Source organism: Emticicia sp. 21SJ11W-3 (genome assembly GCF_024138715.1).
In the GTDB taxonomy this organism is placed as follows: domain Bacteria; phylum Bacteroidota; class Bacteroidia; order Cytophagales; family Spirosomataceae; genus Emticicia; species Emticicia fluvialis.
Window position 1 is genome coordinate 1,711,464 of sequence record NZ_CP092074.1, and the last position, 21,866, is coordinate 1,733,329.

Annotated in this window: 20 protein-coding genes and 2 tRNA genes; 10 read left to right on the plus strand and 12 right to left on the minus strand. The window is 41.9% G+C overall.

What is annotated here, in order from left to right:
- Nucleotides 1-66: 66 nt before the first annotated feature.
- From gpmI to MB380_RS07255, 5 genes are all read right to left on the minus strand, one after another.
- On the minus strand, nucleotides 67-1,605 hold the full coding sequence (gpmI, locus tag MB380_RS07235) for a 2,3-bisphosphoglycerate-independent phosphoglycerate mutase (RefSeq protein WP_253534141.1): 1,539 nt from the start codon (nucleotides 1,603-1,605) through the stop codon (nucleotides 67-69).
- 120 nt (nucleotides 1,606-1,725) lie between these two features.
- Nucleotides 1,726-2,250 (minus strand): hypothetical protein, encoded by a 525-nt coding sequence (locus MB380_RS07240; RefSeq protein ID WP_253534142.1) that lies wholly within the window; start codon nucleotides 2,248-2,250, stop codon nucleotides 1,726-1,728.
- 14 nt (nucleotides 2,251-2,264) lie between these two features.
- The gene (locus MB380_RS07245) at nucleotides 2,265-2,774 is read right to left on the minus strand and encodes a low molecular weight protein-tyrosine-phosphatase (protein WP_253534143.1); all 510 of its coding nucleotides are present in this window, start codon (nucleotides 2,772-2,774) and stop codon (nucleotides 2,265-2,267) included.
- A 78-nt stretch (nucleotides 2,775-2,852) separates the two neighbouring features.
- Nucleotides 2,853-4,502, minus strand: coding sequence for an amidohydrolase (locus MB380_RS07250; protein WP_409014683.1), 1,650 nt, complete (start codon nucleotides 4,500-4,502; stop codon nucleotides 2,853-2,855).
- Between the two features lie 55 nt (nucleotides 4,503-4,557).
- Nucleotides 4,558-5,979, minus strand: coding sequence for a M61 family metallopeptidase (locus MB380_RS07255; RefSeq protein ID WP_253534144.1), 1,422 nt, complete (start codon nucleotides 5,977-5,979; stop codon nucleotides 4,558-4,560).
- Nucleotides 5,980-6,092: 113 nt separating this feature from the next.
- On the opposite strand from MB380_RS07255, the gene rpmH reads away from it, so the two are divergent.
- Together rpmH and rnpA are read left to right on the plus strand one after the other, a co-directional pair.
- Nucleotides 6,093-6,248 carry a 50S ribosomal protein L34 gene (gene rpmH / locus MB380_RS07260; RefSeq protein ID WP_101725182.1) on the plus strand — a complete coding sequence of 52 codons (156 nt, stop codon included), beginning with the start codon at nucleotides 6,093-6,095 and terminating at the stop codon, nucleotides 6,246-6,248.
- Between the two features lie 118 nt (nucleotides 6,249-6,366).
- Nucleotides 6,367-6,717: a ribonuclease P protein component gene (gene rnpA, locus MB380_RS07265; RefSeq protein WP_253534145.1), complete on the plus strand. Its 351-nt coding sequence runs from the start codon at nucleotides 6,367-6,369 to the stop codon at nucleotides 6,715-6,717.
- 20 nt (nucleotides 6,718-6,737) lie between these two features.
- Here rnpA and MB380_RS07270 read toward each other — a convergent pair whose 3' ends face one another.
- The 5 genes from MB380_RS07270 to MB380_RS07290 all read right to left on the minus strand — a co-directional run bounded on the left by MB380_RS07270 (nucleotide 6,738) and on the right by MB380_RS07290 (nucleotide 10,686).
- The gene (locus tag MB380_RS07270) at nucleotides 6,738-7,427 is read right to left on the minus strand and encodes a LytTR family DNA-binding domain-containing protein (RefSeq protein WP_253534146.1); all 690 of its coding nucleotides are present in this window, start codon (nucleotides 7,425-7,427) and stop codon (nucleotides 6,738-6,740) included.
- Between the two features lie 26 nt (nucleotides 7,428-7,453).
- A complete protein-coding gene (locus MB380_RS07275; protein ID WP_253534147.1) occupies nucleotides 7,454-8,041 on the minus strand; it encodes a hypothetical protein in 588 nt (195 codons plus the stop codon).
- A gap of 209 nt (nucleotides 8,042-8,250) precedes the next feature.
- Entirely contained in the window at nucleotides 8,251-8,424 is a 174-nt protein-coding gene (locus tag MB380_RS07280; RefSeq protein ID WP_253534148.1) for a hypothetical protein, read from the minus strand.
- Nucleotides 8,425-8,612: 188 nt separating this feature from the next.
- Entirely contained in the window at nucleotides 8,613-10,211 is a 1,599-nt protein-coding gene (locus tag MB380_RS07285) for a sensor histidine kinase (protein ID WP_253534150.1), read from the minus strand.
- A gap of 91 nt (nucleotides 10,212-10,302) precedes the next feature.
- Nucleotides 10,303-10,686, minus strand: a complete 384-nt coding sequence (locus MB380_RS07290) for a helix-turn-helix domain-containing protein (RefSeq protein WP_253534152.1) — start codon at nucleotides 10,684-10,686, stop codon at nucleotides 10,303-10,305.
- Nucleotides 10,687-11,009: 323 nt separating this feature from the next.
- Here MB380_RS07290 and MB380_RS07295 point away from each other — a divergent pair, with 323 nt between their 5' ends.
- The 4 genes from MB380_RS07295 to MB380_RS07310 all read left to right on the plus strand — a co-directional run bounded on the left by MB380_RS07295 (nucleotide 11,010) and on the right by MB380_RS07310 (nucleotide 15,814).
- Nucleotides 11,010-11,684, plus strand: coding sequence for an ATP-dependent Clp protease proteolytic subunit (locus MB380_RS07295; RefSeq protein ID WP_253534154.1), 675 nt, complete (start codon nucleotides 11,010-11,012; stop codon nucleotides 11,682-11,684).
- An 864-nt stretch (nucleotides 11,685-12,548) separates the two neighbouring features.
- Nucleotides 12,549-12,619 (plus strand) — tRNA-Ala (locus MB380_RS07300).
- A 520-nt stretch (nucleotides 12,620-13,139) separates the two neighbouring features.
- The gene (locus MB380_RS07305) at nucleotides 13,140-14,234 is read left to right on the plus strand and encodes a slipin family protein (RefSeq protein WP_253534156.1); all 1,095 of its coding nucleotides are present in this window, start codon (nucleotides 13,140-13,142) and stop codon (nucleotides 14,232-14,234) included.
- A 47-nt stretch (nucleotides 14,235-14,281) separates the two neighbouring features.
- Complete coding sequence (locus tag MB380_RS07310; RefSeq protein WP_253534158.1) at nucleotides 14,282-15,814, plus strand: RtcB family protein; 1,533 nt, start codon at nucleotides 14,282-14,284, stop codon at nucleotides 15,812-15,814.
- 14 nt (nucleotides 15,815-15,828) lie between these two features.
- Here the strand turns inward: MB380_RS07310 and MB380_RS07315 are convergent, their stop codons facing one another.
- Nucleotides 15,829-16,461, minus strand: coding sequence for a CoA pyrophosphatase (locus tag MB380_RS07315; protein WP_101725173.1), 633 nt, complete (start codon nucleotides 16,459-16,461; stop codon nucleotides 15,829-15,831).
- A gap of 68 nt (nucleotides 16,462-16,529) precedes the next feature.
- Nucleotides 16,530-18,158: an NAD(P)/FAD-dependent oxidoreductase gene (locus tag MB380_RS07320; RefSeq protein WP_253534159.1), complete on the minus strand. Its 1,629-nt coding sequence runs from the start codon at nucleotides 18,156-18,158 to the stop codon at nucleotides 16,530-16,532.
- 127 nt (nucleotides 18,159-18,285) lie between these two features.
- Here MB380_RS07320 and MB380_RS07325 point away from each other — a divergent pair, with 127 nt between their 5' ends.
- The 4 genes from MB380_RS07325 to MB380_RS07340 all read left to right on the plus strand — a co-directional run bounded on the left by MB380_RS07325 (nucleotide 18,286) and on the right by MB380_RS07340 (nucleotide 21,780).
- Nucleotides 18,286-20,655: a 4Fe-4S dicluster domain-containing protein gene (locus tag MB380_RS07325; protein WP_253534161.1), complete on the plus strand. Its 2,370-nt coding sequence runs from the start codon at nucleotides 18,286-18,288 to the stop codon at nucleotides 20,653-20,655.
- A 77-nt stretch (nucleotides 20,656-20,732) separates the two neighbouring features.
- Entirely contained in the window at nucleotides 20,733-21,284 is a 552-nt protein-coding gene (locus MB380_RS07330) for an NADH-quinone oxidoreductase subunit J (protein ID WP_253534163.1), read from the plus strand.
- Between the two features lie 56 nt (nucleotides 21,285-21,340).
- Nucleotides 21,341-21,646 (plus strand): NADH-quinone oxidoreductase subunit NuoK, encoded by a 306-nt coding sequence (gene nuoK, locus MB380_RS07335; protein ID WP_253534165.1) that lies wholly within the window; start codon nucleotides 21,341-21,343, stop codon nucleotides 21,644-21,646.
- A 60-nt stretch (nucleotides 21,647-21,706) separates the two neighbouring features.
- Nucleotides 21,707-21,780: transfer RNA gene (locus MB380_RS07340), tRNA-Arg, on the plus strand.
- The last annotated feature ends 86 nt before the right edge of the window (nucleotides 21,781-21,866 follow it).

Consider the following 21,866-nt stretch of genomic DNA (forward strand, 5'->3'; position numbering starts at 1 on the left):
AAGTACATAAAAAGAATCCCCGTGGTATTGCACTACGGGGATTCTTGCTTTTATACGGGGTGTTGATTATGAAATCAACACGTTTCCGGTCATTTCTTGGGGTATTTCTACACCCAACAAAGTAAGTATGGTTGGCGCAATATCACCCAGCTTGCCGTCTTTCACCTCATAGCGGTCTGTTTTATCAACAACTATACATGGCACCAGATTCAGCGAGTGTTGTGTATTAGGCGATTGGTCGTCGTTAATCATGTAATCGGCATTTCCGTGGTCGGCAATCACAATTGAAGTATAGCCGTTTTCAAGGGCGGTATCAACTACTTGTTCAAGGCATTTATCTACGGCCTCTACTGCTTTTATTACGGCTTCAAACACACCCGTGTGGCCTACCATGTCGGGGTTTGCAAAGTTGAGACAAACAAAGTCAACTTCCTGTTTTTTCAATTCCGGCAGAATGGTGTTGTCTATGTCAAACGCTGCCATTTGCGGTTTAAGGTCATAGGTAGGCACGTCTTTTGGAGAGGAGCACAACAAGCGGCTTTCGCCTGCAAACGGTTCTTCACGGCCACCAGAGAAGAAGAAAGTAACGTGCGGGTATTTTTCTGTCTCGGCAATGCGAATCTGTTTTTTACCTGCTCTTTCAAGCACTTCGCCTAAGGTATTGGTCAGATTATCTTTGTCATAAATTACGTGTACGTTCTTGTACGAATCATCGTAATTTGTCATGGTAAGATAATACAGTTTCAAAGCTTTCATTTCATACTGAGGAAAATCATGCTGTGTCAATACCTCAGTTATTTCACGACCACGGTCAGTACGGAAGTTGAAACACATTACTACATCATCTTCTTCAATTTTTGCAACCGGTACACCGTTTTCAGTAATTACAATCGGTTTCAGAAACTCGTCGGTAACGTTTTGCTCATAAGAAATCTGAATGGCATCCTGCAACTGCTCAATGGTAAGGGTGGCTTCACCAAGACCCTTCACCATGGCATCATAAGCCAGTTTTACACGCTCCCAGCGTTTGTCTCGGTCCATTGCATAATAACGGCCTATCACACTGGCAATTTTACCGGTTGATTTGCTCAGATGCGCCTGCAAGTCGGCCAGGAAGCCCTTGCCACTTTTTGGGTCGCAGTCACGGCCGTCGGTAAACGCATGCACAAACACATCTTTTAAGCCGAAGCCGGCAGCGGCGGTGCACAAGCCTTTGAGGTGGTCTATATGCGAATGAACGCCACCGTCTGATGCAAGACCAATAAAATGTACTTTTTTATTATTGTTTTTGGCGTATTCAAAAGCCTTAACCAAAGCGGGTTCTTTAGCTAAATACCCTTCTTCTACTGCTATATTGATTTTTTCTAATTCCTGATAAACCACGCGCCCTGCGCCCAGGTTCATGTGTCCTACTTCTGAGTTACCCATTTGTCCGTTAGGTAATCCTACGGCGCGTCCGCAGGCTTCTAAGGTGCTGTGCGGATACTCTTTTATTAATTTTCTGAAATAGGGTACGTTGGCTGCATCAATGGCCGAGCGCCATTCTTCACCCGGTTTAGGAATCCCCCAACCATCAAGGATTATCAAAATTACTTTTTTGTTCATAATGTTTTACCCCGTCACCTGTATAAGTAGGTTTGTATTAGAAACTTTTCATGTTTGGGGTAGGGTTAATGGCATGAAAGTTTCATGAATTTCTTAGCTATGTTTGCAAGGCAAATTTACTCATTTTTTCTTCAACTCTGCTAAAATCTTCTTTCCTCTGCTTTTAATTGCCGGCGAGCCATCCTGGTTTTTCAGCAACAGGTCTTCAAGGGTTAATCGTAGCTCAGGTTTTAGTTCAGGCAGTTTACGGGCTATATTATAGCAAACGGTAACAGAAAAGGCTCTTATCGCTATGGCTTCATTACTATTCAGGTAGCCGAAGCAGATGTCATACACTTCACCTGTATATTCTTCCGGTATATCTGTATACTGCCAAACCCGTATAACGTTTCTTTTAACGGCGTCAGAAGCATCGGCCTCATGAAGTTTATCAATAAACTTTCTGAAATAAGGAATAATGAGAAAAGGATGTCTGACGGCACATTCGCTGAGTACCCAGGCAGCTTTTTGTGTAAGCACGTAGGTGCCCTGAAGAAAGATGCGCATTAATACGGCAAATCTTTCTTCATCGGCACCAATTATATCGGCAATATGCTTAACCCTGGCTTTTGAAAACTGAAGGGTCAACTCTTTTTCGATATTCATTGTATCAGCAAATCTTACAGTTCCTTTTCTTTTACAAGCTTATATTTTTCAATCAGATGCCCGAGCAATTCTTTACCGCTTCTTTCTACAATCTGAAAAACCTCTTCAAAGTCTTTTTCAGAACCATAGTAGGGGTCTGGTACCTCAAAAACACCCTTTACGTTTGGGTCGTAGTCGCGCATTAAAAAGAGTTTTTCAGCAGGGGGTGGTGTTTGCTTTACCTTGTAGTAGAGGGCGTGCACGTCTTTAAAGTTTTTTTCATCCATTACTACAATGTGGTCGAAATCATCCAGATCGGCAGTTGTAATCTCTCGGCCTTTGTGGATAAGCGCAATGCCGTGGTTGAGCGCACTTTTAATAGCCCGGTGGTCAGGCGCCTGGCCTGCATGCCAGCCCATAGTTCCGGCCGAATCGCAGTCTATTTTATCTTCCAACCCGTGTTTTTGTATTAAGTCTTTAAATACACCTTCTGCCATGGGTGAACGGCAGATATTTCCCAAACAAACGAACAATACTTTTACCATAGTTTTAAATGAATTTGTAAAGTTATTAAGCGTTTAAAATTGAAGAATGTTTCTTAGCAAGGCCTTTTTAATCAATATTTAATAGACTTTTTGGCCGCCTATAAAGGTATTAATAACTTTAATACTACGAAGTTTTTCTTTGGGCGCTTTCATAATATCTGCTTCAAGAATCACAAAGTCAGCCATTTTGCCGGATTCAATACTGCCCCGTTCTTTCTCTTCAAAATTGGCAAAGGCGCTCCAGATGGTCATGGCTTTCAGTGCTTGTTCGCGGGTTAAGGCATTTTCCATCTGAAAGCCACCGTTGGGGTAGTTTTTATCGTCCTGGCGGGCAACGGCTGAATGAAACCCAAACAAGGGGTTGACGTATTCTACCGGGAAATCGCTACCATTGGCAATAAGACTGTTTTGTTTCAACAGGTCCTGAAAAGCGTAGGCGGTCTTTGCCCGCTCTTTGCCTAATCGGTCACCTGCCCAGTACATATCTGAAGTTGCGTGAGTAGCCTGAATTGACGGTATGACCGAATATCGCCCAAATTTGGGTACATCTTCAGTTGAAACCACCTGTGCGTGTTCTATACGCCAGCGGCGGTCGTTTTTGCCTTTCAGTAACTTGCCATAAATATTCAGAATCAGTCTGTTGGCCGAGTCGCCGATGCAGTGTGTATTGGCCTGGTAGCCTGAATTATAAATGGCTGTAAGGCTGCGTTCCAGTTCGGCAGGGCTAAGTAGTAAAAATCCGGTTTTTGAGGGCTCGTCGCTATAAGGTTTCAGCAGGCAGGCGCCTCTTGAACCCAATGCTCCATCAGCATACAATTTAAACGAGCGCACATTCAGGCGGTCGGTTTTGTAAATCCCTTTTTTGATGAAGTATTCCAGATTGCGGATACCCAATGAAACCATTACATAGTTACGTATTTGCAAAGATCCCTGTCTCTGCATTTTATCAATCAGTTCAATATCATCCTGATTCAACCCTGCATCCGAAACCGTGGTAAGCCCATATTTTACACATTCTTTTTGTGCAGCCAGTAGCATGGTTTGCTTTTCTTTTTCGGTGGCTGACGGAATCACCCTTCTGGCTAATCCCATGGCGTTGTCTACCAGTATACCTGTCAGTTGGCCATCCATTACTTCTACATCACCACCACTTACTTTACTGGCGGGCGAAATTTTTGCCAGTTGAATGGCTTTAGAATTAATAAGCGCTGCATGCCCGTCAATGCGCGTAAGCAGAACGGGCTTGTCCGGAAATGCCTTATCGAGCAAATCTTTAGTCGGGAAAACCTTTACATCCCAGTCGTTCTGGTCCCAGCCCCGGCCAATAATCCATTGGTTTTCGGGATGCTCGGCGGCAAACTTTTTCAGTCGCTCAATTATTTCTTCGTAAGACGTGGTCTCTACCAGGTCACATTGTCCCAGCATCTGCCCCAAACCCAGGAAATGACTGTGGGGGTCATAAAAACCCGGGTAAACCGGCTTCTTGCCGGCATCAACGGTTTGTCTGGCTGTGTATCCCGCCAGTATGTCTTTAGAGCTGCCAATACCAACAAACTTGCCGTTTTTGACGGCAAAGGCTTCAGCCACAACAAACTGGCTATTAACCGTGTACACAATTGCGTTATGCACTATGAGGTCTGCCTCTTTTTTTTGTGCCAGCGAGCCGCTATACACAAAAGCCATACAGATAAATGCCACGCGTGCAAGAGTAGATTGATAGAGTTTCATAGATGTTTATTTTTTGCAATATACTTAAAGCCTTGCCTTATTTTACACAAATGCCTTAGGTTGTTGTTTTAATTAGGCAAAGCATACCTTCTTCGTTTCTGACCATCTCCAGATTTATTAATTGCAGGTACCGGTTCAGTAAGTCAGATAATGACTCTTTGCCGTTGATACAGACATCAAAATACCAGTCTAGTTTTTCATTGGCTACTTCTTCGCAAATGGCTTGATAATCCTGATACGAATAGCCTTTGAAGGGTTTGCCGAATTGCTCCCACATTCGTTTCATCACATCGTCGAGCGAGCGGGTGTGGCTTGAAACTTTTCTGATGTGCAGGTCTAGTATCTGGGCAGCAATGGCTCCTTTATGATAGACGGATACCTTACGGCCGGGGATGCTTGGTGTGTAGCCGTCCAGCCACAGGTCCCACGATGATTCAACCAGAGATTGTGCTGCATTATCGGCGTTGTCGAAATGTCTTTTAAAGCAAACTTCCAGTTCTTTCAGGTATTGCGCTTCATTAAAAACTCCTGCGCGGCTTAGTATCAAATCTCCATAATAGGTGGTAACGCCCTCGGCCACAAAGCAAGTCGGGAAATAGTTTTCCTGGGTGTAATCATAAGGCAGAAGCTCAACCGGTCGAATCCGGCAGATATTCCAGGTATGAAACAATTCATGCGAGGCCAGCCCCAGTAAATCAATATACAGTTCTTCAAAGTTCTGATTATCAGGCCCAAGCACCTGCATGGTTGAACTCCGGTGTTCAACCCCGTGATAATAAGGTACCGGCAAAACCCAGGTCAGAAAATGATATTCAGGCTGAGGAAACTCTCCAAAAATAGCTATTTGTGCCTGTGTAAATTTGCTGAAATCGGTTTTGATACGTTCAAAATCCGGGTTGATGTTGCCTTCAAACCATAGATTGAATTTCACACCGTTAATCTCGTAGAAATCATGTTTAAGGCTTGCGCTTACAATAAAAGGACTATCGGCCAGGTGATAAAAATCGTCAAAATGTAAGAGGTGTACTGATGAACCCGGGTGATGGGTAATCGTATTGATGCCGGCAATTTTCTGGCTTTCGCCTAGTTCCAGCTCAATGGTGCAGGGGTTATTTATTCTACCCTCCGCATACAGGCATAAATTTACCGGATTCACATACAATATGTGTTCGTCTACGTAGCTGCTACCCGCATTAATAATATGCGCAAAATAGTTATAGCGCACAATAACGCTGCTGATGCCCTCTGTTTCTACCAGCCAGCGGTCTTTGGTTATTTTTTTGCAGGCAAGTGTTTCACCTTTTGTGTCGGTAACCTCAAATTGCTGAATATTTTTAGCAAAATTCTGTAGTTCGTATCGGCCCGGGCGCCATGCAGGCAACTGTAGCTCAAGTGTATCGGCCTGAATATCAGTGATAAAGCATTCTATATCAATAAAATGTGAGTGGCGGTTTTTAGAATAAATTTTGTAATGCATGAAACAATTTTTTGTTGTGCTGTTGGCTTTATTAAAATTATTGCGTACTTTTGCAGTCCCTTATGAAAGGTGCGGGTTATTGCGAATTAAAAGAACAAAAATAAATAAATATAATGAAACGTACATTCCAACCATCAAACAGAAAGCGTCGTAACAAACACGGATTCCGTGAGCGTATGGAATCTGCAAATGGCAGACGCGTATTGGCTGCACGTCGTGCACGTGGCAGATGGAAATTGACTGTTTCTGACGAGAAAAAACACAAATAATCTCGTTTGCAGCAGTTTGATAGTTCGATTTTACAATTTGTAAACCCGACGTAATCAAGATATTTAGCCACCTCTGGGTGGCTTTTTTATTAGCTTTACGGGTAATTATTTTTACTGAATGGTAAAGAAAACTTTCAGAAAGAACGAAAGACTATGCAGCACCAAGGTAATTGGCGGCCTTTTTGACAGAAAAGATTCTGCCAACGATGGTGTTTTTGCGTATCCGGTAAGGGCTGTTTTTCGGCATTCGGAAGAAGAAACTACTCAGGTGCTTTTCTCGGTACCCAAGAGACAATTTAAGCATGCGGTTGACAGAAATCTGATTCGCCGACGCATGAAAGAAGCCTACCGGCTTCATAAAGTACAGCTGCCCGGGCAATATTACATTGCATTTATTTATGTAGGCAAGAAACTTGAAGAGTACGCCACTATTGAAAAAGGCATGAAGAATTGCCTTAAAAAGTTGTAAATGGCTGCAAACCCATTGTTCTATTTTTTAAACTTCTCTCTTATTTCTGGTAAACGGTCTTCATAAGACGCCCCAATGAAAATCTCTCTGTCGGCAATCCAGACCGACTGCCTTGTAAGTTTCTGTATTTTATTGATGTTAACGATATAAGAGCGGTGGATTCTGATAAATTGCCCGGCTGGTAAAAGCTGGAGCGCTTCGCTGATGTTCTGTCGGCTCAGCAACTTTTTACTTTTAAGCACATAGGCCATATAATTGCCCTCGGCCTCTATGTAAAGCAGGTCATCAAAAAAGACTTTTTCTTCTTCATAGCCTGTTTTTAAAAATATAAAATCTATGGTGGTTTCGCGGGTTGGCTGGCTAATCTCCAATGCCTTATTGCAGGCTTTGGTGAATCTCGCCAGCGAGAAGGGCTTCAGCAGGTAATCTATGGCATCTAATTCAAAGCCCTTTACGGCGTATTCAGAATAAGCCGTTGTAAACACCACCATTGGCGCTTTTTGCAGTATATTGATAAACTCAATGCCCGAAATGTCGGGCATTTTTATATCAAGAAATAATAAGTCTATTTTGTTTTGCTGCAAGTAAGGTATTGCCTCAAATGCATCTGTAAAAGTGGCTTTCAGTTCCAGAAAGGGTACTTTAGCTGCGTGCATCTGCACTACTTCCAGGGCATGGGGTTCATCATCTATGGCTATGGCGGTAAGCATGTAGGTTTGTTAAAATACTGCTGAAATTAAATCATTTTCTTCTGTCTTGTCAATAACAAACTGTCTAATTGCTGATACAATTGAGGCAGATTACTAGGGCGAATGGCATGCCTGTTAATGATTTTACCGTTTTCATCAACAATAAACTGCCAGGGATAATAAGGCATTTCGTTCTTACTCACTGTCTGGTCGAAAAGCTTCATGCTGAATTCATTATTGACCAGATAATGATGCCCTTTCGCTTTAGCAGCAGCTAACTTCCGGCGCCATAGCACACTGTTGCTCACTGTTTTTAACGGATAGTTGCTTTCAGAACAGATATAGACAAACGTAATAGGTTTGTTTTTGTAACGTGCTTGCAGTTGAGGAACATAATTTTTCAATTCAACAAAACAGGCTCCACAGTTAACCGACGAATGGTCGACATAAAGTAATGAGCCTTTGTGTTTGTCGAGTATCTGCTTTAACTCAGTTACATCTTTGGCCTCTTCTATGTTTATTTCAGGTTCAAGGCGAGACTCATAATACTTATTGGCTGAAAAAGCTCCAATAACCATAACAACAAAAATAACTGAAAGTATAATAGAAAGTGTTTTAAATTGCTTTTTCATCATTTTATTTTTTATTGACTAAAATTTGTTGCAACATTTCTTTGCCCCCCTCGTTTTTCTGATTCATGGCAATCGATTTCTGATACATCGTAATAGCCTCTTCACGTTTGCCATTAGCATTGAGCGCTTCGGCATAGCTGTCATTTACATTGAAGCTTTTTGGAAAAAGAAATGTGTTAATTTTAAAAGTTTCTAGCGCCTATTGTTGTTGTTTAGCTGTATGAAGCAGGTCGTAACCCAGCCAGTTCATAATTAAGCATTTCTGCAGAGGTGCTTATTATTTTATTGTCGCCGTAGGTGCCGCCGCAATTGTAAGTACAATAGTGTTTACTACCGGTTTTTATAGAATCTACATTTTTAAACCGGTTATCAAACCAGGTTGCCATTCTGTGGCTGAGTACTTTTTTTTTGGGCAATATCTGGTTTATCCATTTTCAAGTAGGTATTAGGCATATTGGCTACCTCAAAAATGTTCTTTTCTGGTGGTTATGATGTTCTGCGCCTGTGCACACGCCAGGGTAAAACAAATAACAGTTGTTAATGTTAGCTTTTTCATAATTGTTGTAAGGTTAAATCACCAATAGGTAATAGTAAGAGACACAAAGAAATCTTGTTCGCTTTGCTGAATGTCGAGTGTATGGCGGTTTTTGTAAATCAGTTCCAGGCGTTTCTTGACGTTTTCAAGACCTATGCCGTTGTTATTCTTTTCAGGGTCTGCCTCTGACCTGGCGTGAAGCGAGTTATGAACCTTGAAATATAACCGGGTGTCGTCATAAGTGAGCGTAATATAAATCCATGAAGGATTCCGGAAACTGATGCCGTGTTTAAAGGCATTTTCAATGAATGGATTCAGCAGCATTGGGGCTACAAATATTTCACGGTCTGTGGGCTGAATATTCACTTTTATCTCAATATTGTCTGACTCCGCAATGCGCATCTGTTGTATCTCTATATAGTTTTGCAGATACTCTATCTCTTTATAGAGCGGAATCCGGTCCTGGTTGTTTTCATTCAGCATAAAGCGCATCATATCGCCCAGTTTTTGTATGCCGTCAGCGGTTTTTTCTGCATTTTCTTTCAGCGAAACCGAGTAAAGTGTATTTAAGGCATTGAACAGAAAATGTGGATTAATCTGTGACCTGAGTGAAGAAAGCTCAGCTGTTTTACGGGTAAAAAGTTCGGTTAATTTTAACTTCTCCTTAAAAAATATACTTCTGAGAAATGCGCCAATGGACGAAATGAAAACGATTAAAAAAAACGGCACCAGAAAATCGCGAGTGTTGAGGTAAAATCCCTGATGGCCGTTTGATACCCAGAAAATCTGATTGACAACCAGAAGCGCCAATGTGCCTAAGATACATACAATAACGAAGAGTATAATACCGGCTGAAAACCCTTTAGAGCCTAAATTGGAAATATTGGGTATAATTCTTTCAATAAATACATTCTGGGCTATGTAAACAGTTGCCAGAAAAAGTGGTATAAAAACACCTTCTCTCAAATCGCTCTTCCAGAAACTAACCGGCAGTTGCCCCCAAAATGCAAAGCCCGTAATGGCTAGTACAGCGAAAGCTACCAGCAGGAAATCTAAATACTGAAAGTTCTTCTCAGGCTCTTCGTTTAGTTTGTTTTTAAGAAAGTAATAAAACTGTGAAGCCGCTTCGTAAATGCCAATCATGGTTAACAAGGCAATGGTATTGCTTACCAAATTTACCTTGCGGAAAAGCGAATAAACTTTGAAACCGATAATTTGTTCGTAGTCGTCCATTCTGAAACGCCAGTAAAGTTTAAAATAATCATAGAAAAAAACACTGGCGGCACTAAATAGAACCGTAAGAAACAAATAGGCAATTATTTCATCTTGTTTGCGCTCTTTTGACTTTAATCGTGGGTAGGCCAGGTAATGAAAACACGCCCAGGCTGCAAAAGACAGCACACCGCCGGCTATGGTAGGGAAAATAGTATTAATTTCATGGTTATACCCGGCAAGGTCATTCCAGATGTTATGCGTATAATTGGAAAATACCGTAGCGCCAAATGTTGAAGATTCGGCGAGTTCGATATCTCTATCGAACTCACCGGCCATTTCAAATAGTCTACGGGTAATGTAAATGGTAAATGCCAGAAGGATAAACCAAAACTCGTATTGTCTGAACTTTCGAAATGATTGCATAGCTTTTTCATAAATTTTCAACAAAACTATGGCTCAATCATTCGCTGAAAATAATAATGTTACGAAACTACCCGAAAATGTGATGAATTTTTCAGAAGCCAATCTTTTGCCGTTCTTCCTGTGGTTGTTGCGTGCCAATGCGCAGTAAATCGCCCAGCAAACGTTGCTGTTCAAATTTTTCACGCCAGTAGTGGGCGGCCAGTTGCCATTTTTCTACTTCCGATTTCAGCTTTTCATTTTCCATTTGTAGTTTCTCCATACTGAAATCTACAGGCTGCAGGTCTATGCCCATCAGCTCTATAATATTTACCTGCAACAGTCCAGCTATTTCAGTTGCCCTGGCAATGGTCAGTTCAGTTTTGTTGCGTTCAATATCGCCATAGGCTGTGGTAGAAATCCCCAGCATATCGGCCATGTTTTCTTGCGAAAAACCTTTTTTTTGGCGTGCCTGACGAATTTTTTCTCCGATATTCATAGTTATAAATTGCAAACAAAACGTAAAGTGATAATAGTGCGGTAAAACGGTCTTTTACAGATAAACGTTTTTTGTATTGAAATGTGTTCAAAACAGCTCCGATGCCATATTGCTTAGGGTTGCCATGGCAGTTTTAAAACCCGGGCAGCCGTAAAATCGGAATTTCTGATAAAATATCTGTATTTCTGACAACAATTTACTGAAAGAAATTACATCTTTGTATCGAACAAAACGAAAATATAGAAAGTTCTTAAAACCGAACTTCGTGCTATGGTTTCGTGTTGAAGAATTATATAATCAGAAATTTAATAGAATATTGTACTATGCATTTTGGAGAAGAATTTCGTAAGTATGCTGTTAACCACATGGGTATGAGTGGTCTGGCGCTTGATGACTACATGAAACATAACGTTACCAACATGACGCCTAACATCATTGAAGAGCGCCCGATGCGTTTTGCAGCCATTGATGTGTTTTCGCGTCTGATTATGGACAGAATCATTTTCTTAGGTACTGCTGTAGATGACTACGTTGCAAACGTAGTAGTAGCTCAGTTGTTGTTTCTGGAGTCTGTTGATGCCAAAAAAGATGTTTTAATGTATATTAACAGCCCTGGTGGCTCTGTATATGCCGGCTTGGGTATGTATGACACCATGCAGTATGTACGCCCTGATGTGGCAACTATCTGTACATCATTGGCGGCCTCTATGGGTGCCGTATTGCTGGCAGGCGGTGCAGCAGGTAAGCGTTCTGCTTTGCCTCATGCCCGTGTGATGATTCACCAACCAAGTGGTGGCGCCCAGGGGCAGTCGCGCGACATGGAAATTACGGTGAAAGAAATCATTAAACTTCGCAGAGAATTGTATGAGATTCTGGCTAACCACGCCGGTAAAACAATAGAGCAAATTGAGTTGGATTCAGACCGTGACTACTGGATGAAAGCCGAGGAGGCCAAAGAATACGGCTTGATTGACGAAGTGCTGTATCGTGAGAAATAATTAAGTAATTGCCATCAATCGTGGGGCTTTCTGTTGCTGTAAAAGGCACTAGAAAGCCCCATTTTTTATGCCTGATTCAGGTCTTTTCTTAGGTGCAATATATAGGAAAAGTACAATTTTTGACGAGCTTATATACTTATAGTTTGATTTTTAATTTTTCAAAATTGCCATGCAAAAACTAATAAGACTGGCTTTGCAGCAGAAACGGAAGTAAAAATTATTTACTTCTGAAACACGCACCAAAAACAATTAGTTGCTTAACGGTATAAATTCCATTTTAAGGTTTTTTTAAGAATTGTAAATTTTAAAATGCTGTATATTAGTGTTTTATGATTTACTTTAAAAAAAACTGAAAAAATATTTGGATAATAGAAAATAAAATCCGCTATCTTTGCAGTGCAAAAAAACAAAAACGCATGTATCAAGTAAATCAAAATATCGCAAAGGGTAGTAGCAGAAGAGTGCTTCCGTTTGATATGGATACATGCAGGGTAATTAGTAAATTGAGGTAGAGTTCATACACCGAAATATACAAAGCCCGGCATTCTTGGAAAGTCGGGCTTTTTTAATGTAAAATAACCAATAAAGAAATTTTATTATGGCAATCAGAAATTCATATCAGAAGCATATCAATCCGGTGAATCCGAAACGATTCGATAAGGATTTACTATGTCTGAATGAAAATGCAGGTACTGGTTTTTTTGATAAGCGTGATAGAAGTTTTGATACAGCAAAAAAACTGAGGTTTAAGTGTTTATGCACATAGATTTGTTCTGAACTGAACAACAGCATAAGCCCGGCCTCTGTTACTAACGAGGCCGGGCTTATTGTTTTTTAGCCCTCTTCAAATTAGCTGTGATTGGTGGAACATTGGTGAAATGGTTATCACGTTACCCTGGCAGGGTAATTTATGGGTTCGAGTCCCGTATGTTTCGCGATAGAAATGCAATTGAACCTGATGAGGGTTTCTGTATAGCCCCATAGTATTGGTTTGCAATACCAATATGCTGTCAGTTAAGTTTCTATTGTACGATTCTGTGTGTTGAAGGTTCGAATCCTTCTTCCTCGCAAGGAATAGCTCAATGGCAGAGCAACAGAACCAAATGCAGGTTCGAATCCTGCCTGGCTCGTGAGGGTCTGTGGCGAAATGGTAACGCAATGGATAATTTATCCTACTAACAAAACCATCAGTCTGAAATTATTCTGGCGTTTTCTCTGGAAAACGCAGTTCAGAAAAGCCAGAAAAGAGGAGGATACCGATACACAGAAGTAATTGCTTTGTTGTCTGAAGGCCATCATACGCCAGCCGGATTGATGCACCGGTTGAAAGGAACAACCGCCTGTTCAGGGTCCAAGGTCAACAAACCAGTTATTAAAGTTTATCTTAATCTGATTTCCGTTTCAAAGAATGGAATAACGTAAGACTGATTTTTAACCATGTAATTATTTAAAAAAATGAAAAGGATAAGAGTAAATGCCAATCAATTCGGGTTGGTTTTGAAAGACGAGGCTTTTATGCAATTGCTTGAAAAAGGTGTATACACCTTCTGGGGAAGAGAAGAAGTCTATCTTTACAATAAAGGAACAGCTTTTAATGCCCCAATAGAATTGAACGCATTATTGCAACACGCCGAAGTAGCCGATGCTTTAGAGGTAATTGAAGTAAAAGATAACGAGTTGGCCGTTCAGTTTGAAGACAATCGTTTCTTAACTGTGCTCGGAGCGGGTAAATATGCGTTCTGGAAAGGTATTAAAAACTATACCTACATCATGGCAGACATCAGCAAGATTGAGATTACTGAGCCGCTCAGCATTCAGTTAATCAGTTCTAAATTATTGCCTTATGTGAGAGTTCATGTAGTTGAGACTTACGAAAAAGGTGTTTTGATTGTGGGTGGAAAATTTGCCGGTATTCTTAACGGAGGTACTTATTACTGGTGGAAAAACAGCATCAGTATTCAGGTTGCCAAAGCTGATATGCGGAATTTACAATTAGAGGTTTCCGGACAGGAAATTCTTACTAAAGACAAAGCCAACATCCGGTTAAATGGGGTTGTTCAATACCGTATCACTGATATTGTAAAGGCTTTGTATGAAAACAAGGACTGCGACAGGCAAGTTTATATTTTACTCCAATTAGCCTTGAGGGAGTATATCGGAGGATTAACCCTCGATGAGTTGTTGGATAAAAAAGATAGCATCGGTGAGTTTATCATGAAAAGTGCTTCGACAAAAGTAGCTGATTTAGGTATTGAAATCAGGAGCTTTGGTATCCGTGACATTATCCTACCAGGAGACATGAAAGACATCATGAACCAGGTATTGATGGCTGAGAAAAAAGCGCAGGCGAACATTATTATGCGGAGGGAAGAAACCGCTTCGATGCGTAGCTTGTTGAACACTGCCAAATTGATGGAAGAAAACGAAACCTTGTGGAAATTGAAAGAGATGGAGTATGTGGAGAAAATTGCAGACAAAATCAATAACATTTCGGTTTCTGGTAACGGTCAAATCTTGGATCAATTGAAGCAGATTTTTGTGAAAAATTGAAAACAACACAGGGGCATAAATGATGCCCCTTAATAAAAAGTATTAAAATGGAAACAACTATTTCATTAGAAGAAATATTAGTATTGGGAAACATCCCTGAAAACCTGCATGGAGTTTTCATGAGAATCGCCAATGGGCTCATTCAAAAAGCGGAATACCCCAAAGAAAAAGTGTTAAGACTTTTTGCAGAGATGCTGGCAAATCCGAAGAAATTTGCCAATTCAAAAAACAAAGTTACTAATCTGGCAAAAGAGCTTTATCTGTTGCAAAAACAAGGCAATAAAGTGGAACTTTCAGAAGAAGGAAAAACGTACATGCCTGAAGAGATTCCACATTTTGCAATAGATAAAAAGGAGAAACAAAAAGAAGGCATGTTTCAATTAGCGACTGCCTCAATACCTTATAAAATATATGGTGCAGAACATATAGAAGAGGGAGCCATAGCACAAATGGAAACAGCCATGAGCCTGCCTGTGGCAGTAGCAGGCGCATTAATGCCCGATGCGCATCAGGGTTACGGCTTACCTATCGGGGGCGTACTTGCTACTACTGCCAATACGGTTATACCTTATGCAGTAGGTGTAGATATTGCCTGCCGCATGTGCCTTTCAGTATTTGATTTACCCGGTGATTTTTTTAAACGCCAACCCGGCTTGCTAAAAAAAGCATTGGTTGAAAACACAAAATTCGGTATGGGTGGAGAAACTGCTCATAAATTTGATGAAACCATAATGGACAAAGCCGAATGGCAAGCCACAAAAATAATCAGAGACCTGAAAGATAAAGCCTACCGACAATTGGGTACATCTGGCACGGGTAATCACTTTGTGGAGTGGGGAATTGTTGAGGTATTTGCCGAAGATGATTTGCTGGGAATACTCAAAGGTGAATATCTGGCTTTGTTGTCTCATTCAGGCTCTAGAGGTTTTGGTGGAGCAGTTGCTAACTATTACTCACAAATTGCCAGACAAAAAACCAAATTGCCAAAAGAAGCGGCCCATCTGGCCTGGCTGGACATGAATACTGAAGAGGGGCAGGAATACTGGATAGCCATGAATCTGGCAGGTGATTACGCTTCGGCTAACCATCATGAAATACATAAGAAGATAGCAAAGATGATAGGTGAGAAGCCTATAAAAATGGTTGAGAACCACCATAACTTTGCATGGAAAGAGGTATTGGCCGATGGTACTGAAGTGATAGTCCACCGAAAAGGGGCTACTCCGGCAGGGCGCAACGATTTGGGGATTATCCCCGGCTCTATGACAGACCCCGGCTTTGTAGTAAGAGGAAAAGGTGAGGCAGAGGCTCTCAATTCGGCTTCGCACGGGGCAGGGCGATTGATGTCGAGAAAAAAAGCTTTGAGCTCTGTTACCAACAGCGCCTTAAAGAAAGTGCTGGCCGAAAAAAATGTGTACCTGATTGGCGGAGATTTAGATGAAGCGCCTATGGTTTACAAAAATATTGAAGCCGTGATTGCCTCGCAAACTGAATTAGTTGACGTATTGGCTAAGTTTACCCCAAAAATTGTAAGAATGGCTGATGCCCAAACCACCAGAAAAGAAGGACGGGAGGATTAACGCCTCTCGTTTTTTTATGACTCCAGAAGATTAATAATTTCTACCAATTCGGCTATCATCATGGCAGTGGCACCCCATACAATTTGGTCATCTACCACAAAACCCGGCGTTTCAAATTTGTAGCCTCTGGTTTCTACCTGTCGCGTCTGCACGGTTTCAGGATTGATAAACACAGAAAGTGGTATTTCAAGTATGTCGGCTACTTCGCGGGCATCCGGATAAAAATCGGGCTTATAATTAATGTATCCAAGTACAGGCTGGCATAGCAGATTTGAAGGTACTATATATAGTTCTGTCAGATTACCCAGAACTTTTACATCAGATGCCTTGATGCCAATTTCTTCCTGCGCTTCTCTTAACGCCGTATGCTGAATATTTTTGTCTTTCAGTTCGGCACGTCCACCCGGAAACGCCATTTGTCCACCATGCACACCGTCATATTGCGGGCGCAAAATAAGCGGAACCAGTATGTCTTCTCCTTTGGGGTAAAACAATATTAAAACGCCGCTTCGCCGGGTGCTATCATTAGGTTCTCCTTTCAAACGCATACGGTTGGGCGACATCTTTCTTACGATTTCATCATGACCCGGCAAGGGTTGATTGTTTAATCTGTCGGAGAGTTTACTAATGAATTCAGCGAAGGTCACGGGGGTAAATAGACTTTAGGTTAATATTTAGTTTCTGCAATATAAGCAAAAATCTCTATCATTTAACCTTAATTACCATAAAGTCGGGCCAATTGTTCGGCACATCTTTCACCGTCCATTGCAGCAGACACAATGCCTCCTGCAAAACCTGCCCCTTCACCACAAGGGAAAAGTCCTTTAATTTGCAGATGTTCCAGTGACTCTTTATCTCGCGGAATCCGCACCGGCGACGAAGTCCTGCTCTCAATGCCAATCAGTTGCGCCTCGTTGGTAACGTAACCTTTTATCATCTTTCCGAATTGCCTGAATCCATCCTGTAACGGCCGGGCAATGAAATCGGGCAGTACTTCAACCATATCTAAAGAAGTTAAACCGGGTTGATACGACGTAGCATTCAGAGAAGCTGAAATCTTGCCATTCAGAAAATCAGAAAGCCGCTGGGCAGGTGCTAACTGGCAATGGCGATTTTCGGTGTCAGACTTGTTTTCTTCATTCATTAAAGCAAATGATTTGCTTTTGAGCGCAAAATCAAAAGCCCGTTGTTCTACTTCTTTTTGCAGTTCAAGTCCGGCCAAAGGCCCCAGGTTTTTATTTTTCTGCCAATCGGCTTCATTGATGGCTACAACAATGCCTGAATTAGCATATTTTGAATCCCGGCGGTTGGGCGACATCCCGTTAACCACAAGCTCGCCCTCGTCTGTTGCCGACGGCACAATAAAACCACCGGGACACATACAAAAACTAAAAACCCCCCTCTGTACATTATTATAATAGGTTTGCGCTACCAGACTATAAGCGGCAGCCGGTAGTATTCCCCGTTCGGGGCGGTGATACTGGTGCTGGTCTATCAATGACTGCGGGTGTTCAATGCGCACCCCCATAGCATAGGGCTTGGCCTCTATCAGAATGTTTTTACGGTACAGCAGCTCAAAAATATCTCTTGCCGAGTGGCCGGTTGCCAATATCACGGCAATACCCTGATACTCCCTGCCATCGGCTACACTTACACCTTTTATCTGGTCGTTAACAATCTTTAAATCAGTTACTTTGGTGTTGAAATGAATCTCGCCACCTGCAGCCAGAATACTGTTGCGTAAATCGGCTACTACATTGGGTAGCTTATTGGTACCAATGTGCGGGTGTGTATCTACCAGAATCTGCGGGGTAGACCCATGCGCAACCAGTATTTCAAGTATACGCCTCACATCTCCACGCTTTTTAGAGCGGGTGTATAGCTTTCCGTCAGAATAAGTACCAGCGCCACCTTCTCCAAAACAGTAATTAGAATCCGGATTAACTATGTGTTCCTTATTAATGGCCGACAGGTCTCTTCTGCGTGCCTGTACGTCTTTGCCTCTTTCCAGCACAATTGGTTTAATACCCAGTTCTATCAGTCGCAAGGCAGCAAATAAACCTGCGGGCCCGGCGCCTATCACAATAGCCTGCCTGTGGTTGCTCACATCTGCATAATTCTTCTGAAACTCCATTACCGGAGCAGGTTTTTCTCCTATATATAATTCCAGATCCAGGTTAACTTTTACCTGGCGGTTGCGGGCATCAATAGACTGGCGGAGTTTCTGAATGTGTACGTCTTCGGTAGTTGCAGGTAAAGAAGCCTGTTGAAGAACAAAATGCCGTAGGGCGGTATCATCAAGAGCCACCTCCGGCTCAAGTGTGAGTGTAAATAATTTGCGCATGATTGAAAGGTGTTTATCCTTTAAATGTCAAAAAAATAAGGTCTTCTGCTGGCAGTAAACCCTTATGTGTAAATCTTTTTGTCAAAATTAGGGTTTTAAAGATTAAATGGCAAATTTGAGTTTATATTTGCGTAAGGATTTAGCCGATAGGAAGGATATAGAAATGGGATATTTTAAAGATATAAAATTAGGAATACAGACCACCGTGAAAGGCATGAGCCTGACGCTGCGTCACTTCTTGAATGCACGCCAGAGCAGAAAACCTATATCTGTACAGGACCCTGATTATTTTAAGCAGGATGTGGGCATTGCAACGCTTCAGTTTCCGCACGAAACAATTGCAGTACCTGATAACGGCAGATACCAGTTGGATTGTGAGATAGATGATTGCATTGTGTGCGATAAGTGTGCCAAGGTTTGCCCAATTGATTGTATTGATATTGAACCCATAAAATCAGCCGGCATTATTGACTATGCCTCTGACGGTTCGCCGATACGCTTATATGCCGGAAGATTTGATATCGATATGGCCAAATGTTGTTTCTGTGGCCTTTGCACAACAGTATGCCCTACAGAATGCCTGACCATGACCAACGAGTACAATTTCAGCGTGGTAGATGTGGCCGATATGAACTTTGCTTTTTCAAATCTTTCGCCCGCGCAGGCAGAAGAGAAGAAGAAATTATATAACGACTACGTGGCTGCTAAAGAGGCGTTTAAGGCGATACCCAAAGAGAGTATTCCGGAAGTTGAAATGCCCGAGAAAAAGCCTAAAACAACCTTTAAGCCTGCCATGAGGCCGGTTGTGAAACCCGCCGCAGAAAAAGAAGATACAGATAAGGAGCCAGAAACAAAAGCAGATGACCCGAAACCGGCCTTCAAACCGGCATTTAAGCCTGTAATGAAACCGAAAATTGCCGATGCTGAAAATATAATACAGGAAGACGGAAAGCAGGAAGAAACGCCGAAGCCTAAGACATCATTTAAGCCTGTGTTTAAACCGGCTGTTAAACCGGAAACAGAAGCCCCACAGAGTATTGCACCGGAAGAAGCAGCACAGGAAGCAGCGCCTAAATCCAAGCCTGCTTTTACACCTAAGTTTAAGGCGGTTTCAAAGCCTGAAACTTCTGAACCTGAAAGCATCGCGTCTGAGGAAGTTACGCAGGAGGAAGCACCCAAGCCTAAACCTGCCTTTGTGCCTAAGTTTAAGGCAGTGACAAAACCAGCAGAAACATCAGCAGAAGATAAAACAGGAACAGCAATACCAGCGGCCGAAATAGTACCATCAATTGAGGCTAAAGCAGAAGATATTGAGTTGGAAATGCCTGTTAAAGCAGCGGTAGAGGAAGCCGCACCCAAGCCCAAACCAGCCTTTTTGCCTAAGTTTAGGGCAGTAACAAAACCAGCAGAAACATCAGCAGAAGATAAAACAGAAACACCAATACCAGCGGCTGAATTAGTGCCATCTGTTGAGGCTAAAGCAGAAGATAATGAGTTGGAAATACCTGTTAAGGCAGAGGTAGAAGAAGCCGCACCCAAGCCCAAATCTGCCTTTGTGCCTAAGTTTAGGGCGGTAGCAAAACCAGCAGAAACATCAACAGAAGATAAAACAGAAACAGCAATACCGGCGGCTGAAATAGTGCCAACAATTGAGGCTAAAGCAGAAGATAATGAGTTGGAAATACCTGTTAAGGCAGAGGTAGAGGAAGCCGCACCCAAGCCCAAACCTGCCTTTGTGCCTAAGTTTAAAGCAGTGGCAAAACCAGCAGAAACATCAGCAGAAGATAAAACAGAAACAGCATTACCGGCGGCTGAATTAGTACCCTCAGTTGAGGCTAAAGCAGAAGATATTGAGTTAGGATTAACTGCTGAGGTTATTTATGAAAACGTTCCTGAAATTACGTCGGTTTTGAATGAGTCAGCAGAACCAGCCATGGTTGAGGCGGATATAAAAGATGTTGAAGAAACAAAAGAAATAGAATCACCCGGTGCCGTATTCATGCCTTCTGTCGAAGTAGAAGTACAATCAGAAATAGTTGATACTGAAAAAACGGCCGAAGCAATTAGTACCGGGCCTGTTGAGGAGGCTGAAAAACGGGAAACAATTGAAAAACCTGTAACAGAGGAAACACCAGAAGCAGCATTGTTGCCTGTTGATACCGTTTCTGTTATTGAATCTTCAACAAAAACAGCTGAAAAAGAACCCCCTCTGGCAAAAGAACAAGTAACTGAGCCTGCACCATTACCAGAGCCTGTAACAGATGCAAACAAAGAGGCAGAACCCACCATTTCATTGTTTGGTGACTTTGCCCCTAAAGATACGCCAAAGCCCAAAGCTAAGGCTGCACCTAAACCGGCCGCCAGCCAGTCTTTATTTGATATAGATGGCCCGGCAGGTGAGAAGGTGCCGAAAGAAACGCTGAAACCTAAAGGCAGGTCGGCCCCTAAACCGCCCAAGCAGCAGTCGTTGTTTGACTTTAGTAGTCCGGAAGAATAAGTAATTTCAGCATAATAATTTTAACAGGATTTCAGGCTACCCCCTGAAAGGCGGTCAAGAATAACATATAACCAGGTTTGGAAGATTTACTTAAACATATTGATGAAGAGCTGGTAAAGCAAATTGCCTTCTTTTTTATTGCAAGCATTACCATTGGCGGGGCAGTTTATCTGCTTTTTACCAGAAACGTACTCTATGCGGCATTCAGCCTTTTGATTACTTTATTGGGCATGGCAGGGCTATATGTTTTTGCCGGGGCTGACTTTCTGGCAGTGAGCCAGATTATGATTTATGTTGGCGGTATTCTGATTCTGATGATTTTCGGTATCATGCTTACCAATAAAACCAAAGACAAACAGGCGGCAGATAAAGTGAATACAATACTGGTGAGCCACCATAACAGGTTCTGGGGGGTATTGGTAGCAGGTTTATTGTTTTTAGGTTTTCTGAAAGTAATTTTTACCGCCAATTTTCATCTGATTACCCGCCAGACCATTCAGGGAACCACCGTTAATAAAATAGGCGTAGAACTGATGACTAACTATGTATTGGCTTTTGAGCTCATTGGCTTGCTTTTGCTGGCAACACTGGTTGGTGCAGCTTACGTGGCAAAAAAGGATAAAGTGTAGAGAAAAATTATTCACTAATCCGCAATTCACCATTCACGATTACTTACAATAAACAGATGATATACATACAAAATTACCTCATAATTGGGGCCATTCTGTTTTCTATAGGGTTGGCAGTAACAGTAACCAAGCGCAATGCTATTCTGGTGCTGATGGGGGTTGAATTGATGCTCAATGCGGTTAATCTGAATCTGATTGCCTTTAGCCAGTATGACCCTAACCGGCTACAGGGACAAATGTTTGCACTCTTTGTGATGGTGGTGGCAGCGGCGGAAATTACGGTTGCATTGGCGATTATTTTGAAAATATATGATTATTTCAAGAATATTGATTTGGATGGCGTAAGTGAATTAAAAAAGTGAAAAAAGTATTTGACAAATACATTTACGCTTGCTATCTTTGCAGTCCCAAATCGGGAACAAGGCTGCGTAGCTCAACTGAATAGAGCGTCTCACTACGGATGAGAAGGTTAGGGGTTTGAATCCCTTCGCGGTCACAAGATTAAAAAGTAATATGCTACTTAGACGAAAGCAGGCTCAATAGCCTGCTTTTTTTGTTGGTATCTTATGAGATTATATGAGG

Coding starts and splice junctions, on each gene's coding strand:
- gpmI (WP_253534141.1), bottom strand. CDS start 1,605: ATGAACAAAAAAGTAATTTTGATAATCCTTGATGGTTGGGGGATTCCT.
- MB380_RS07240 (WP_253534142.1), bottom strand. CDS start 2,250: ATGAATATCGAAAAAGAGTTGACCCTTCAGTTTTCAAAAGCCAGGGTT.
- MB380_RS07245 (WP_253534143.1), bottom strand. CDS start 2,774: ATGGTAAAAGTATTGTTCGTTTGTTTGGGAAATATCTGCCGTTCACCC.
- MB380_RS07250 (WP_409014683.1), bottom strand. CDS start 4,502: ATGAAACTCTATCAATCTACTCTTGCACGCGTGGCATTTATCTGTATG.
- MB380_RS07255 (WP_253534144.1), bottom strand. CDS start 5,979: ATGCATTACAAAATTTATTCTAAAAACCGCCACTCACATTTTATTGAT.
- rpmH (WP_101725182.1), top strand. CDS start 6,093: ATGAAACGTACATTCCAACCATCAAACAGAAAGCGTCGTAACAAACAC.
- rnpA (WP_253534145.1), top strand. CDS start 6,367: ATGGTAAAGAAAACTTTCAGAAAGAACGAAAGACTATGCAGCACCAAG.
- MB380_RS07270 (WP_253534146.1), bottom strand. CDS start 7,427: ATGCTTACCGCCATAGCCATAGATGATGAACCCCATGCCCTGGAAGTA.
- MB380_RS07275 (WP_253534147.1), bottom strand. CDS start 8,041: ATGATGAAAAAGCAATTTAAAACACTTTCTATTATACTTTCAGTTATT.
- MB380_RS07280 (WP_253534148.1), bottom strand. CDS start 8,424: ATGGCAACCTGGTTTGATAACCGGTTTAAAAATGTAGATTCTATAAAA.
- MB380_RS07285 (WP_253534150.1), bottom strand. CDS start 10,211: ATGCAATCATTTCGAAAGTTCAGACAATACGAGTTTTGGTTTATCCTT.
- MB380_RS07290 (WP_253534152.1), bottom strand. CDS start 10,686: ATGAATATCGGAGAAAAAATTCGTCAGGCACGCCAAAAAAAAGGTTTT.
- MB380_RS07295 (WP_253534154.1), top strand. CDS start 11,010: ATGCATTTTGGAGAAGAATTTCGTAAGTATGCTGTTAACCACATGGGT.
- MB380_RS07305 (WP_253534156.1), top strand. CDS start 13,140: ATGAAAAGGATAAGAGTAAATGCCAATCAATTCGGGTTGGTTTTGAAA.
- MB380_RS07310 (WP_253534158.1), top strand. CDS start 14,282: ATGGAAACAACTATTTCATTAGAAGAAATATTAGTATTGGGAAACATC.
- MB380_RS07320 (WP_253534159.1), bottom strand. CDS start 18,158: ATGCGCAAATTATTTACACTCACACTTGAGCCGGAGGTGGCTCTTGAT.
- nuoK (WP_253534165.1), top strand. CDS start 21,341: ATGATATACATACAAAATTACCTCATAATTGGGGCCATTCTGTTTTCT.